The organism is Pseudoalteromonas sp. 2CM37A (genome assembly GCF_023161885.1).
Classification (GTDB): Bacteria; Pseudomonadota; Gammaproteobacteria; order Enterobacterales; family Alteromonadaceae; genus Pseudoalteromonas; species Pseudoalteromonas atlantica.
Map to the genome: position 1 here is coordinate 266,175 of NZ_JALNTJ010000004.1, position 13,635 is coordinate 279,809.

Genomic DNA, 13,635 nt, shown 5'->3' on the forward strand with positions numbered 1-13,635 from the left:
GAAATGTATAAAAATTTTCATTTAATAAACATACAAGTACAAATTAATTATAACTTTTGATTATTGTTGGATAATATTACTTACATTATAAATAATTAAGGCAGGCCATAAGGCCTCACTTTTAAGCAACTTATTCAAATACATAGCAAAACAGTGTAATACATATAGGTGAACTAATTTTCTTTATAGTAATAGTTGCTTCAAATAACGGCTTTAAACTTCATTGAAATCGTCAATAAATAACAATATAGTATAATTATCAACCTTATAGATTGAATCGTTATGGAATCAGACAATACTAGTAATAAAAGTCTTAAATGTTTTAATAGCCCTGATTACACCTCGCTATTTTGCGTAGCTGCGAAATACAATATTTTACTGGTTAACTACCAAGCACTTAACATAATTACTACCCATGATTTAATTACGCAATTTATGGCGCAGAATAAGCAACAAGGGTTAGTTATTTTTGATGTCCCTAAAAATTGCAATGCACTTTCTTTAAAAGAGTGGCCTAATCTAAAAGGGTTATTTTACGAAAATACCGATGAAAAATATTTTCAAAAAGGCCTTGAGGCAATTGAAAAAGGGAAGCTCTGGTTTCCACGAGATATTTCTGATTGTTGGATGAAGCAAATGCTAGCCACTGAGAAGCAGTCAGCGGTTCAATCAAGCAACTTAACTAGCAAAGAAATAAAAGTGTTAAACTTGTTATTCTCGGGGCTACACTCCAGCGCCATTGCAGACAACTTATTTATTAGCGAAGCAACAGTTCGTGTACATTTGCATAAAATTTATCAAAAAATTTCTGTTAAAAACAAGCAGCAGGCCTTGTTATGGTGTCAAGCCAATCTTAATAAAGTAAATAATTAAGCTTAAAGATGTAGCATAACGACAAATGCTTTTAGGCTTTTATATGCGCAATAAGCTTATATTAATAAAATAGTATTCCACTCTTTAATCATCATTTAGTACCGAAATAAAAAAATATCTAATGAAATCATACTGCTTTAGATAATAACTTCTATGATTTAACACTTGTAACCAAAAGAAAAACACGGTCGGTAAACTTTTTTTAACTAACTTCCTAAAATTATTAGATAAAAACTAAAATCACTTCTATAATGCGCATGAAATCAACATCTAAATAACAAATAGGAAATACATATGAAAAAGCTATCTGTAGCAGTAGCAATATGTGCCGCACTTGCATCTAGTTACACGAGTGCTGAAGTTCGTATAAATGGCTTTGCATCTATAGTGGGTGGCAAAAGTCTAGACAGTGATCAAACTTTATACGGATATGATGACGATATCTCATTTAAAAATGAAAGCGTATTTGCACTTCAGCTGACCGCTGACCTACAAGAGAAGTTATCCGCTACAGCGCAAATAGTAGCTCGTGGCGAAAATGATTTTGACGCTGATTTTGAATGGGCATACATAACATACGAGTTCTCTGATGAGCTACAACTAAGCGCCGGTAAAATGCGCGCACCATTTTTTCGCTATTCTGATTTTTTAGATGTTGGCTATGCCTATCGTTGGGTTCGTCCACCGCAATCCGTTTACAGACTGCCTTTTTCAACCTATGAAGGGTTGAGTTTGTTATACACTTCACAATTAGGTGATTGGGATTCAACTTTACAGGTTATCTACGGTGGCTTTGAGGGTGATGTAGTAGCTGTAACCTATAACGATCAGGCAGAGTTAAATGATGTAGCCGGTATTAACTGGACACTATCTTATGATTGGTTTAGTGCTCGTGCAGCTTACCTTGTAACAGACACTACGATGAAACTTGGGCAAAAAGATGAGAATGATCTAGCGGGAGTTCAAATAAACGCCCTAGAAAATGTATTGCGCCAAAATGGGCTCACAACCCAAGCAGACGATATTTCGATAAATGAAGATGATAGCTACTTCTTAGGTTTTGGCATTTCAATAGACTACAACAATATTCTATTTGATGCTGAATATACCGAATTTGAAGTTAAAAACAGTATATTAGCTAAGCAATCTCAATATTACGCTTCTGTTGGGTATCGTATGGATGACGTCATAGCTCACTTTACTTATGAAGGTAATGACGACAAGCATGACTCATCAAGGTTTAATGCTATAGAGTCAGTGCCGACTCTAAATGCTGCAATAAATGGAGCCTTAGAAAGTACTCGTGCGCAAAGCAATGTATACACCATCGGCGCCCGTTATGACTTCCACCCGTCAGCTGCATTTAAAATCGACTTTAGTCGCTTAGATGACGACATAACAAACATTGAAACTGATGTAGTAGCTGTCGGCGTTGACTTAGTATTCTAATTGGAGCGAAATATGAAAAAATTAATCCTAGCCAGTGTACTGTCGGTATGTGCGTTTAGCGCCTATGCTGAAGTTGCGGTAATAGTAAACCCTGGCAATGCAAGTGCACTTGATGGCGATACTATTAAAAAGATTTACCTAGGAAAAGCAAAGTCATTTGCTAACGGTAATAAAGTGAACCCAGCTACTCAAAATGGTACCGCTGTTGCTGATGAATTCAATTCTAAAGTAGTTGGTAAATCAAGTAGCCAATTAAATGCCTATTGGTCAAAACTTGTTTTTACCGGTAAAGGTACACCACCAGAGAAATTTGATTCTGACCAGGCTGTTATTGATTTTGTTGCTAGTAATGGCGACTCAATTGGTTACATAGACAGCAGTAAGGCAACAGATAAAGTTAAGGTAGTTGCTACGTTTTAAGCGCGGTAGCTAGATATAAAAAAACCACCGATTAGGTGGTTTTTTTATATCTAAATATTACGGCTTTATACTAATACCCTTAAATAAATAAGCAATTGAGAGGCAGACAAAGTGTGTAGTAAGCTAAGCAAAAAATTATTATTTAGTTGCTCTAAATAACGATTTTTTTATGCAGCGAGCGCCTAGCTTAGCCTCTAAAATGATTAAGTATTATTACAGGTAATATTACTCAATTTTAAATTTCGCAGTGGCATCTAAAAGGTTATCTGAAAGGTAGTGTAGATTTTTCGCTACATCCCTTACCGCCGCGAGTGAGTCCATGGTGTCTTCAAACGATTCATGCATATTCGTCACATTTTCTACAACCATCGCAGCAACCGATGTTTGCTCTTCTGTTGCAGCGGCGATTTGTGAGTTCATACCATTTATTTCTAGCATTTGCTCTGCAATTTTTTCTATCGAAACCCCAGTTTTCTCTGCGGCTGTTGCGTTATCTGTGGCCATATCTCGCGCTGATGTCATCGCCGTCACAGACTCATTTGCAGCCTCAGTCAAGGTGCTTAGTAACTCTCGAATTTCGTTCGTTGAATGTGCTGTACGTGATGCCAGCTCTCTTACTTCATCCGCAACCACGGCAAAGCCTCTACCGTGCTCACCTGCACGAGCCGCTTCTATAGCAGCATTTAAAGCTAATAAATTAGTTTGTTCAGCAATAGATGTGATCACATTAAGAATTTGAGACACATTTTTTGTATCATCAGCTAACTTATTGATAGTTGAGGCAGCTTGATTTATTTCATCACTTAACGTACGTGAGGCGGTGACTGACATTTGAACTTGAGTTCTGCTTTGTTCTACCTCTTTTTCTGCTGTTTGCGCTGCATTTGATGCACTTGCCGCCGATTGAGAAATATCACCCACGCTTTGCTTCATCTCTTCCATAGACTGTTTAACCACCTCAGCCTCTGTTGTTTGCTTTGTGGTTGCGCGTTCAGCCTGCTCCATACCTTGCACTAAGCGAGTTGAGTTCTCCATTAGTGGCTCACATACCGCGATTACTTCAAGTACTGTTTTTTTCAGCAAAGCGATGAAGGAGTTGAAGTTAATTGATACTTGACCAATTTCATCCTCTGAGTTTACGCTCAAATTAGTGCTCAGCGACCCTTTACCGTTTGCGAGCAGACTCAGGTTATTAGCGGCATCACTTGCAGAGGCAGCAATACGTTTAGCAATCCAAATAGCCATAAATAGCAGTAAAATTAACGAAACAATAGATACCACCAACATAAGTGTTAGTGCGTGATCAGAACGCTCTTTAGTACTTGCAACTAACTCAAAAAAGCGATCGTCAGCTTTTGCTTGAGCGGTTTTAAACTTTTCAAGCACATCATTATACAGTGCTGTTTTTCTTTGTGCTTGTTGCTGAATTTTACTGAAGTCAGCTGTTCCATTTACCATGCCATTGGCAATACTGGCTGATATTTTTTCGTAATTTGCTAACTGAACTTTCGTGTCACTATGAATATACGAAGCGTTTATTTGCTCAACCGCATTTATGTTGTTGCTTAGTGCATTGTATGTATCAGCTGCTTTCTCTACTAACTCCTGCTCTCCAAATGTAACTGCTTGCGTATAAAGCTCATCGAGCTTTTCTAAAAGACTTACATTTGCTGATGTTAACTTAACAACCTGATATGAAGACTTTTCCATTTCATCAAGTGCGATTCTATTGTCATTCATTGCAAAGTAATTAATCAAAACGATTGCTAAAAATGCTACAACCGCAATGCTGGTAATCGCATGTATTTTTTTACTTATGCTGAGGTTTTGAAAAGAGAAGCCTGAAGCCATTGTGTATACCTTATTTTGTTGTCTATATCTATTATCGGCTTATTACCTATAAGTGTTAACTAAATTTGTAATATTTCTAGTTTTTTTTACAAATACAGCGAGTTTTAAACAACTAATAAACGCAAAAAGGATCAAACGATTAATAAGTGAGCAAATTGAAAATTTGCCGTAAAAAAACCAGTAACATTGCTGCTACTGGTTTTATAATTTGGTGCGGATGGGGGGACTTGAACCCCCACGCCCGAAAGCACTACCCCCTCAAGGTAGCGTGTCTACCAATTCCACCACATCCGCATTTTTAAGCTTTCGCTTAGGTGTTAAACTTATTGACTTACTTGAGGAGTATAAGTCGTTTAACGTTAGCTTTACGCTAAATTAGTTTGGTACGTCAGAGCTCTGCTGTTGAGTAACAGGTACGTCTTCTTCTGCTGGCGCTACAGTTTCTACTGCAGGTGCAGCTTCAAGGTTTTCCCACTCATCGGTCTTTTTAATTTGACCGGCAGTTAAGTTACCTAACACAATACTTAAAACAAAAAACACTGTTGCTAGGCTTGTTGTTGTTTTGGTCATGAAGTTACCTGCACCTGATGAGCCAAAAACTGTGCCCGAAGCACCGGCGCCAAATGAAGAACCCATGTCTGCGCCTTTACCTTGCTGGATTAAAACCATACCAACTAAAGCTAAAGCAACAACTAAATAAACTACTAATAAAATTTCGTACATCTTATACGGTCCCTTTTGCACTGTTACAGATTGCAGTGAACGAATCTGCTTTTAGACTAGCACCGCCAATAAGGCCGCCGTCTATATCTGGTTGTGCAAATAATAATTCGCTATTTTTTTCGTTAACGCTACCACCATACAAGATGGTAAGCCCTTGTGCTAAATCGCTATCTAATGATGCAATTTTGTCACGGATAAATTTATGAACAGCTTGTGCCTGTTCTGGCGATGCAGTCTTACCTGTGCCTATGGCCCAAACGGGCTCGTATGCTATCACAGAATCTTTCAGTGCTGCTACACCTAATTTCTCAATTACTGCATCAATTTGTGCAGCAACCACGTGTTCGGTTTGACCGTTTTCTTGTTCGCTCTCGCTTTCGCCGATACACAAGATAGGTGTTAGTCCCACTTGCTGCGCACGGGCAAATTTTGCGGCTACGGTTGCATTGCTTTCTTTGTAAATACTGCGTCGCTCTGAATGACCTACGAGTACGTACTTAGCACCTAAATCTTTAATAAGCTGAGCATCCACTTCACCGGTAAAGGCGCCTGGGGTATTTTCACTTAGCGTTTGGGTACCCGTGGTAACACCACTGTCAACCAGTGCTGATACTAATGGAAATGGAGGAAATAAAACAATGTCTATCTCATTTGATTTAACACTGTTAATGGCATCAGACAGTTGAGTGACAAGCTCTAAAGAGCCATTCATTTTCCAGTTGCCTGCGACCATTGCCTTACGTATTGCCATTTTCCACTCCAGATTAGAAAGCGGGCGAGATATTAACTTTTCTCGCCCTAAGTTACAAGAGGTTATTGTTCTCAATCAGTTTATTTGCTCATAGATTCGACAACTGCTGCAATTTTTTGCGCGCTGTCTATGACTATTTTTTCTTGTTCGGCTTCAACCATAACACGTACTACCGGTTCAGTGCCTGATTTACGAAGTAAAACACGGCCTTTTTCGCCTAAAGCTTGCTCTACTTGCGCAACTGCATCTTGTACTTCTGGTGCTTGTGTAGGGTCTGTGCCAGGTGTGTAACGTACATTAATCATTTTCATTGGGTACTTTGTAAAACCAGCCCCTAAATCTTGTAATGTGCGATTTTGAGCCACCATTGCAGCCAATACCTGAAGGCTTGAAATGATACCATCGCCCGTGGTGATTAAATCGAGGTTTAATACATGGCCTGAGCTTTCACCGCCAATTCTCCACCCTTTTTGCTGCAGCATTTCCATTACATAACGGTCGCCAACTTTACTGCGCGCAAATTCAATTCCTTTTGCTTTTAATGCATTTTCAAGCCCCATGTTCGACATAACCGTGCCAACAACACCACCACCTAGCATATGATCTTCAGCCGCTTGGCAGGCAATAATGTAAACTAAGTCATCACCGTCAAATACGCGACCGTTGTGATCAACCATCATTACGCGATCACCATCGCCATCGTAAGCAATACCCACATCAGCTTTGTGCTCTAGCACTTTGCGCTTTAACGTATCAACGTGTGTAGCACCACATTCATGGTTTATATTCACCCCATTAGGCTCACATGCATGAGTAATCACTTCAGCGCCTAGCTCACGCATTACCGACGGTGCAATATGGTAGGTTGCGCCATTGGCACAATCTAGTACAACTTTTAAACCTTCAAGTGATAAGCCTTGTGGAAATTGGCTTTTACAAAATTCAATATAGCGCCCATCAGCACTTACTAAGCGCGAGGCTTTACCAAGCTTATCTGAGGCAACACAGGTCATTGGTTCATCAAGCATCGCTTCAATTTGTAGCTCAACGTCGTCATCCAACTTTAAGCCTTGGCCATTAAAAAACTTAATCCCGTTATCGTAATAAGGGTTATGCGATGCACTAATTACAATACCTGCTTCGGCTCTAAACGTTTGCGCTAAATATGCAACAGCGGGCGTTGGCATTGGCCCAAGTAGTACGACATCTATTCCTGCGGCAATTAAACCAGCTTCAAGCGCGGTTTCTAGCATGTAACCTGAAATACGGGTATCTTTACCTATAATTACTTTTTTTGTTCCACTTAGAGACAAAACTCGACCTGCGGCCCAGCCTAATTTCATTGCAAACTCAGGGTTAATTGGAGCTGTGCCCACTAAACCACGTACCCCATCGGTACCAAAATATTTTCTTTCGCTCATTATAAAGCTCCTTTTTCGCAAGCTTGGAGTACACCAAGCACATCTGCTGTTTCTTTTACATCGTGTACACGAATAATTTTTGCGCCATTTTGCGCGGCAATTAGCGCACCGGCTAAGCTGCCCGCTAATCGCTCATCTGTTTTTCTGTTTAGCAAATTACCTATCATCGACTTGCGTGAAAGACCTGCTAAAAGCGGTAGTTCAAATTTATTAAATGCATTAAATTTAGCAAGTATTTCAAAATTATGCTCTAGGGTTTTGCCAAAGCCAAAACCTGGGTCGAGGATAAGTTGCTCCACCTTAATACCCGCTGTTTCGCATGCGCTTATGCGCTGCTCAAAAAAGAGGTTAATTTGCGCTAGCAAGTCAGTATAAGTGGGTTCACTTTGCATTGTCCGTGGCTGCCCTTGCATATGCATCAAACAAATTGCTACATCGGGATACTTAGCGAGTGTGCTAAGGGCGTGGGGCTCTTGTAATGCACGTACGTCGTTAACTATATCAGCACCTGCTAAAATCGCCTGCTCCATGACCTGCGCTTTACTGGTATCTACCGATATAACGCAGTCACTTTTAGCTCTAATTGCTTTTATTGCAGGTATCACACGATTAAGTTCATCGTCTAAATTAACATCTGGCGCGCCTGGGCGTGTAGACTCCCCGCCAATATCAATGATAGTTGCACCCTCGTCTAGCAACTGCATTGCCTGTTGCACCGCGTGCGCTGTATCTAAAAACTTTCCACCATCAGAAAATGAATCTGGGGTCACATTTAAAATACCCATCACACACGGTTTTTCTAAATTAAGTTTACGCCCACGGGGAAGGTTTATTATGTTAGTCATCGCCAACCTTTTAGTTATTTGATACAAAAAAGCCCCGAAGTACGGGGCTTTTAAAGTATTATTTTAACGATTATTCAGCTTTATCATCAAGGTTTGTTTCATCTTTTTTCGATGAATCATCCGATTTTTGGCTTTCATCAACCGGCTTTTCTTGAGGTGCGACTGTTTTAGTTGGCTTATCGTCTAAACGGTCGTGTGCATCACGTGGTTCACGCACAGGCTGACGCGCCATTAAATCATCAATTTGTTTAGCATCAATTGTTTCGTATTTCATTAATGCATCTTTCATCGCATGAAGAATATCAATATTTTCTTTTAATATATCTTCTGCTCTTTGATAATTACGGTCTGAGAATAAGCGTACTTCGGCATCAATTACTTTAGCTGTTTCATCAGACATGCTCATTGCGCGACCACCGCCGCCACCCATGTACATCTCGTTTTGATCTTCAGCGTAAAGTAACGGACCTAGTTTTTCACTCAAGCCCCACTGCGTTACCATTTTACGTGCAATATCTGTTGCACGCTCAATGTCGTTACTCGCACCCGTTGTTACTTTGTCTTCGCCATAGATAAGTGCTTCAGCAATTCGGCCACCGTAAAGGCTTGAAATCATTGACTCTAAAAGCTCTTTAGAATGGCTAACACGGTCCTGTTCAGGTAAGTACATAGTTACACCAAGGGCACGGCCACGTGGAATAATCGACACTTTATAAACTGGGTCGTGCTCTGGCACCATACGGCCAACAATAGCATGGCCCGCTTCATGGTAAGCCGTCATTTCTTTCTCTTGCTCACTCATCACCATGGTCTTGCGCTCTGCACCCATCATGATTTTATCTTTAGCAGCATCAAATTCAGCCATACTTACAACACGTTTATTACCACGTGCGGCATAAAGTGCGGCTTCGTTTACAAGATTTGCTAAATCAGCACCAGAGAAACCAGGCGTACCACGTGCAATAACTGCCGCTTCTACGTTATCGCCTAATGGCACTTTACGCATATGTACTTTAAGAATTTGCTCACGGCCACGAATATCAGGCAAACCAACCACTACTTGACGGTCAAAACGACCAGGACGAAGTAATGCAGGGTCTAGTACGTCAGGGCGGTTAGTTGCCGCTATAACAATAATACCTTCGTTACCTTCAAAACCATCCATTTCTACTAACATTTGGTTTAGTGTTTGTTCACGTTCGTCGTGTCCACCGCCCATGCCAGCGCCACGCTTACGACCTACAGCATCAATCTCATCTATAAAGATAATACAGGGTGCAGCCTTTTTAGCTTGCTCAAACATGTCACGTACACGCGATGCGCCCACACCAACAAACATTTCAACAAAGTCAGAGCCTGAAATGGTGAAAAACGGTACTTTTGCTTCACCGGCTACGGCTTTTGCAAGTAATGTTTTACCTGTACCAGGAGGACCTACCATTAGTACGCCCTTAGGAATACTACCACCAAGTTTTTGGAACTTAGAAGGGTCACGTAAAAAGTCTACTAACTCTGTTACGTCGTCTTTTGCTTCATCACAACCTGCTACATCAGCAAAAGTTGTTTTAACTTGGTCTTCGCTCATCAGGCGCGCTTTGCTTTTACCAAACGACATTGCGCCTTTACCGCCACCGCCTTGCATTTGACGCATGAAGAATATCCATACACCTATAAGCAGCAACATTGGGAACCAAGAGATAAAAATACTTGCTAAAAACGATTGTTCTTCAGGCTGAACGCCTTTCACATTTACATCATTTTTAAGTAAATCATTAATTAAGTCTTCATCGTACATTGGCATTGTGGTTTGAAAACGCTCACCACTGCTTTTAGTACCTGTAATATTACCCGTTCCACGGTCAATAATAACTTCTTGTAAAGAGCCGCTACGCACGTCTTTTACAAATTGAGTGTAACTTGTTTGACGATCAACTTGATCGCCGCCATTAAAGCTCTGAAATACTGACATTAGCACAACTGCAATAACCAGCCAGAGTATTAGATTTTTCGCCATATCGCTCAAGGGGTTAACCTCTTGTATCCAATTAATTTAAATTCAACTAAACGCCAAGCAACTGTACTACAGTTTGTAGCCGGTCGCTACTATATATACTTCCCGAGAACGGGCACGTGAGGCATCAGGTTTGCGTATTTTCACTGCTTTAAAACTATTACGAACGTCTTGCAAGTATTGATCAAAGCCTTCACCTTGAAACACTTTAACAACAAATGCACCATTTTTCTTTAATACTTGATGACACATATCAAGTGCTAATTCTACCAAATACATGCTACCCGCTTGATCTACCGAGTTATTACCGCTCATATTTGGTGCCATGTCAGAGAGTACCACATCAACATTTTTACCATCAATGCGTTTTAACAATGCATCAAGTACGGCTTCTTCACGAAAATCGCCTTGTAAAAAGTCAACCCCCGCAAGTGAGTCCATAGGTAATATGTCACACGCAACAACCTGACCTTTATCAGATACTTTCTCGGCTAAGTATTGTGACCAGCTGCCAGGTGCAGCACCTAAATCAACAACGGTCATACCAGGGCGAAGCAGTTTATCTTTATTTTGGATCTCATCTAATTTGAAAACAGCTCGAGAACGCCAGCCTTTTTTTTGCGCTTGCTGAACATATTGATCATCAAAATGTTCTTTCAGCCATCGCTTTGAACTGGCTGAATGTTTTTTATTTGTCATAAATTAACACGCAACTAATTAGTAATATTCTTTAGATGGCGTTAGAATACCCTTAATTCAAGCCATATTCAGCAAAATTTGTATAAACATGACATTATCAAACAAACAAAAGCAGTTTTTAAAAGGTCAGGCGCATAGCCTTAAGCCTGTAGTTTTACTAGGTTCTAACGGTTTAACCGAGGGCGTAGTAGTCGAAATTCAAAGTGCATTAGAAATTCACGAATTGATTAAAGTAAAAGTACCTACTGACGATCGTGAAACAAAAGCACTTATTTTTGATGCAATCGTTCGTGAAACCGGCGCTACTAGGCTACAAACAATAGGTCACACTGTTGTATTGTATCGTCAAAGTGCAGAAAAAAAGATTCAATTACCACGCGCATAAGTTAATTGTGCAGTGAGCTTTTTATAAAAAAACCAGCATTAAGCTGGTTTTTTTATTATATGTACTTATTTATGCTTTTTACCTTTAAACAATAAATTTAAAGCACGGCGCTTTTTAGGCAATTTTAGGCCTGTTTTATTTAGTGCGTTTGTATTTTAATAAACGGTCTAAAAATTCAGTAGTTAATTCATTTATCACGCCTGTTTCCGCGTTAACAATCAAGCTAAAACCCACATTTAAATGCGGTATAACCACTAAGTCACTGCGATAGCCTTGCACCCAGCCACTATGATAATAAAGCGTTTCATCGTTATAGTTATAAACACGCCAGCCTAATCCATAATAAGCTTGTTCTAATTCCTTTTTCCATACTCGTCTATAACGCTCTTTTTTTGTAAGTGTATAAGGACGTGTTTGTGTAGCAAGTGCATCTAAAGAAAGTACATCTAGGTTTTGCCCTAATTGCGCATTTAACCATTTTGCCATATCGGTGGCACTTGCATTTACGCCCGCAGCAGGGCCGACTTTATAATAGTTTTTTTTCAGCTTGGCTGTGTACCAACGTTTTTTGCCTCTAACGTGCGGCAGCGCATAATTTTTATCCTGCACCATTGCATCGTAGCCTAAGCTGGTATCGCTCATTTTTAATGGTGTAAAAATTCCCTCTTGCAGCCACTGGTCATATTTTTTATTGGTACTGCTGTAAATGACATCATCAATTAAACTAAACATCACATTTTGATAGCCATAGCATTGGCCTGGTTCGCAAATGGGCTTTACTGTTAATAGCTTTTCGACAATATCGGGGTAATTCATTCTTGATTCGATTAAATTGTCATACGCATTAGGAACCAAACCGCTGGAGTGGCTTAATAAGTGAAACACTTTTAAATTATCTTTATAAACCGTGCCTTTAAAGGCAGGTATATACTCACTTACCGGTTTAAATAAATCTATTAACCCTTCACTTGCAAGCTTTGCAGTTAACGACCCTGCAAATGTTTTTGACACAGAAGCTAACCTAAAGCGGGTGTGGCGGTTAACCTGTGTGCCACTTCTTGCCTTAGTGCGGCCCATGGTGTGGATATAATCAGCGTTACCAATACTCACTATCGAAAGCGCAGCGCCAGGAATACCTTTACTGTTGAGTTTTTTTTCTGCGTAGCGTCCATACTGTTTTACGAATCCATCCCAGCTTGAGTCTGCTTTAGCTATTGCCTGAAGCGGTAAAGATAGACAAATAGCGACCCAAACATACATAAAATTAGTGAGATACTTCATTCGTTACAAATTTATTCTTTTTTAACTACATCTATGTGCATAATATCATGAAGTTTTGATAGGACTAACGTACAATGTTGCGATTATTGGCTTTTTAAGTGGATGTTAAGTATTTATGCGTTTTATAGTTGTATCACTTTTTATATTATTATCAGCAGGTTGTGCAATTACCAAACAGCCGGCCGAGCCTTTGGCTTTACCGTTAAAGCCAACATTAAAGAGCGAAACTTACCAGCTTGAGTACAAAACAGAGCACGCATCGCCAAAAGTTAAGTCTGTACAGTTACCGGCGCACAAAGTAACACGCGGCCAAACAGTGCGTATTACAACCGATAAAGCAAGCGTAACTGACACGCTATTAAAGCAAATAACCCAAGCCTTGAACGATAAAGGCTTAGAAGTGATTGATAGTAAAAACAGTGACTACACGTTAGCTATTCATCAGTTAGATTTAGCATTTACTGACGATACAAAATATGCGTTAACTCAACCTGAAAACCCGTACCCTTTATTTGCCAAAGTAGCGCAGCAATACCCTACTCAACAATGCGCCACCATACTAGCGCAAGTGAGCATGCGCATTACGCACCGCGCCTCTGGCGATGTGGTGTGGTTTGCAAAATCATCAATAGACAGCGCAAGCTTCCACCGTGAGCCTTTATTGTTTAGCTTTGCCCAAGAGCAAAAAATTACTAATGAGTTAGAAGTGGCAACATTTGTACATCAACAAAATACCGAGCAAGCCCGTATAGCGCGCGCAGGTAAGGAAGTAACTGTACCGCCCTTTAAAACCATTACTAAATTAAGCAGCTTAACTAAACTACAAGGCCCATGTACGCGTACAGAGGTGAGTGCCTTAACGCCTATGATGCAATATTACTTAAGCAGTATTTTAATTGACAAAATAAAAGTGCAATAACGTGAAA

The 13,635-nt window shown here is 40.0% G+C and carries 13 protein-coding genes and 1 tRNA gene; 5 read left to right on the forward strand and 9 right to left on the reverse strand.

From position 1 onward, the window contains the following. Window positions 1–282: 282 nt before the first annotated feature. The 3 genes from MTF68_RS11260 to MTF68_RS11270 all read left to right on the forward strand — a co-directional run bounded on the left by MTF68_RS11260 (window position 283) and on the right by MTF68_RS11270 (window position 2,742). A complete protein-coding gene (locus MTF68_RS11260) occupies window positions 283–873 on the forward strand; it encodes a LuxR C-terminal-related transcriptional regulator (protein ID WP_248462530.1) in 591 nt (196 codons plus the stop codon). A gap of 294 nt (window positions 874–1,167) precedes the next feature. Further along, the gene (locus tag MTF68_RS11265) at window positions 1,168–2,322 is read left to right on the forward strand and encodes a porin (RefSeq protein WP_248462532.1); all 1,155 of its coding nucleotides are present in this window, start codon (window positions 1,168–1,170) and stop codon (window positions 2,320–2,322) included. Window positions 2,323–2,334: 12 nt separating this feature from the next. Continuing rightward, complete coding sequence (locus MTF68_RS11270) at window positions 2,335–2,742, forward strand: phosphate ABC transporter substrate-binding protein (protein ID WP_096042052.1); 408 nt, start codon at window positions 2,335–2,337, stop codon at window positions 2,740–2,742. Window positions 2,743–2,967: 225 nt separating this feature from the next. Here the strand turns inward: MTF68_RS11270 and MTF68_RS11275 are convergent, their stop codons facing one another. The 8 genes from MTF68_RS11275 to rlmE form a co-directional block, all read right to left on the reverse strand. After that, on the reverse strand, window positions 2,968–4,593 hold the full coding sequence (locus MTF68_RS11275) for a methyl-accepting chemotaxis protein (RefSeq protein WP_024031841.1): 1,626 nt from the start codon (window positions 4,591–4,593) through the stop codon (window positions 2,968–2,970). A 209-nt stretch (window positions 4,594–4,802) separates the two neighbouring features. Further along, a tRNA-Leu gene (locus MTF68_RS11280) sits at window positions 4,803–4,887 on the reverse strand. Window positions 4,888–4,968: 81 nt separating this feature from the next. Next, window positions 4,969–5,316 (reverse strand): preprotein translocase subunit SecG, encoded by a 348-nt coding sequence (gene secG / locus MTF68_RS11285; RefSeq protein WP_004587340.1) that lies wholly within the window; start codon window positions 5,314–5,316, stop codon window positions 4,969–4,971. Window position 5,317: 1 nt separating this feature from the next. Next, window positions 5,318–6,067: a triose-phosphate isomerase gene (gene tpiA / locus MTF68_RS11290; protein ID WP_055253015.1), complete on the reverse strand. Its 750-nt coding sequence runs from the start codon at window positions 6,065–6,067 to the stop codon at window positions 5,318–5,320. 80 nt (window positions 6,068–6,147) lie between these two features. Then, window positions 6,148–7,488, reverse strand: coding sequence for a phosphoglucosamine mutase (gene glmM, locus MTF68_RS11295; RefSeq protein WP_004587342.1), 1,341 nt, complete (start codon window positions 7,486–7,488; stop codon window positions 6,148–6,150). After that, a complete protein-coding gene (gene folP / locus MTF68_RS11300; RefSeq protein WP_039972216.1) occupies window positions 7,488–8,333 on the reverse strand; it encodes a dihydropteroate synthase in 846 nt (281 codons plus the stop codon). The genes glmM and folP overlap by 1 nt, the downstream gene beginning before the upstream one ends. A 70-nt stretch (window positions 8,334–8,403) precedes the next feature. Continuing rightward, on the reverse strand, window positions 8,404–10,347 hold the full coding sequence (gene ftsH / locus MTF68_RS11305) for an ATP-dependent zinc metalloprotease FtsH (RefSeq protein WP_064386937.1): 1,944 nt from the start codon (window positions 10,345–10,347) through the stop codon (window positions 8,404–8,406). A 66-nt stretch (window positions 10,348–10,413) separates the two neighbouring features. Beyond that, complete coding sequence (rlmE, locus tag MTF68_RS11310) at window positions 10,414–11,043, reverse strand: 23S rRNA (uridine(2552)-2'-O)-methyltransferase RlmE (protein ID WP_004587345.1); 630 nt, start codon at window positions 11,041–11,043, stop codon at window positions 10,414–10,416. Window positions 11,044–11,131: 88 nt separating this feature from the next. Between rlmE and yhbY the strand changes: the two genes are divergently transcribed. Next, window positions 11,132–11,428 carry a ribosome assembly RNA-binding protein YhbY gene (yhbY, locus tag MTF68_RS11315; protein ID WP_248462534.1) on the forward strand — a complete coding sequence of 99 codons (297 nt, stop codon included), beginning with the start codon at window positions 11,132–11,134 and terminating at the stop codon, window positions 11,426–11,428. A 135-nt stretch (window positions 11,429–11,563) separates the two neighbouring features. On the opposite strand, the gene MTF68_RS11320 is transcribed toward yhbY, so the two are convergent. After that, window positions 11,564–12,709, reverse strand: a complete 1,146-nt coding sequence (locus MTF68_RS11320) for a serine hydrolase domain-containing protein (RefSeq protein WP_039972217.1) — start codon at window positions 12,707–12,709, stop codon at window positions 11,564–11,566. Window positions 12,710–12,824: 115 nt separating this feature from the next. Here MTF68_RS11320 and MTF68_RS11325 point away from each other — a divergent pair, with 115 nt between their 5' ends. Beyond that, on the forward strand, window positions 12,825–13,628 hold the full coding sequence (locus tag MTF68_RS11325; RefSeq protein ID WP_248462536.1) for a hypothetical protein: 804 nt from the start codon (window positions 12,825–12,827) through the stop codon (window positions 13,626–13,628). The last annotated feature ends 7 nt before the right edge of the window (window positions 13,629–13,635 follow it).

What these genes read in the sequence shown, in the direction of transcription:
- MTF68_RS11260 (WP_248462530.1), top strand. Translation starts at nt 283, where the DNA reads ATGGAATCAGACAATACTAGTAATAAAAGTCTTAAATGTTTTAATAGC.
- MTF68_RS11265 (WP_248462532.1), top strand. Translation starts at nt 1,168, where the DNA reads ATGAAAAAGCTATCTGTAGCAGTAGCAATATGTGCCGCACTTGCATCT.
- MTF68_RS11270 (WP_096042052.1), top strand. Translation starts at nt 2,335, where the DNA reads ATGAAAAAATTAATCCTAGCCAGTGTACTGTCGGTATGTGCGTTTAGC.
- MTF68_RS11275 (WP_024031841.1), bottom strand. Translation starts at nt 4,593, where the DNA reads ATGGCTTCAGGCTTCTCTTTTCAAAACCTCAGCATAAGTAAAAAAATA.
- secG (WP_004587340.1), bottom strand. Translation starts at nt 5,316, where the DNA reads ATGTACGAAATTTTATTAGTAGTTTATTTAGTTGTTGCTTTAGCTTTA.
- tpiA (WP_055253015.1), bottom strand. Translation starts at nt 6,067, where the DNA reads ATGGCAATACGTAAGGCAATGGTCGCAGGCAACTGGAAAATGAATGGC.
- glmM (WP_004587342.1), bottom strand. Translation starts at nt 7,488, where the DNA reads ATGAGCGAAAGAAAATATTTTGGTACCGATGGGGTACGTGGTTTAGTG.
- folP (WP_039972216.1), bottom strand. Translation starts at nt 8,333, where the DNA reads ATGACTAACATAATAAACCTTCCCCGTGGGCGTAAACTTAATTTAGAA.
- ftsH (WP_064386937.1), bottom strand. Translation starts at nt 10,347, where the DNA reads ATGGCGAAAAATCTAATACTCTGGCTGGTTATTGCAGTTGTGCTAATG.
- rlmE (WP_004587345.1), bottom strand. Translation starts at nt 11,043, where the DNA reads ATGACAAATAAAAAACATTCAGCCAGTTCAAAGCGATGGCTGAAAGAA.
- yhbY (WP_248462534.1), top strand. Translation starts at nt 11,132, where the DNA reads ATGACATTATCAAACAAACAAAAGCAGTTTTTAAAAGGTCAGGCGCAT.
- MTF68_RS11320 (WP_039972217.1), bottom strand. Translation starts at nt 12,709, where the DNA reads ATGAAGTATCTCACTAATTTTATGTATGTTTGGGTCGCTATTTGTCTA.
- MTF68_RS11325 (WP_248462536.1), top strand. Translation starts at nt 12,825, where the DNA reads ATGCGTTTTATAGTTGTATCACTTTTTATATTATTATCAGCAGGTTGT.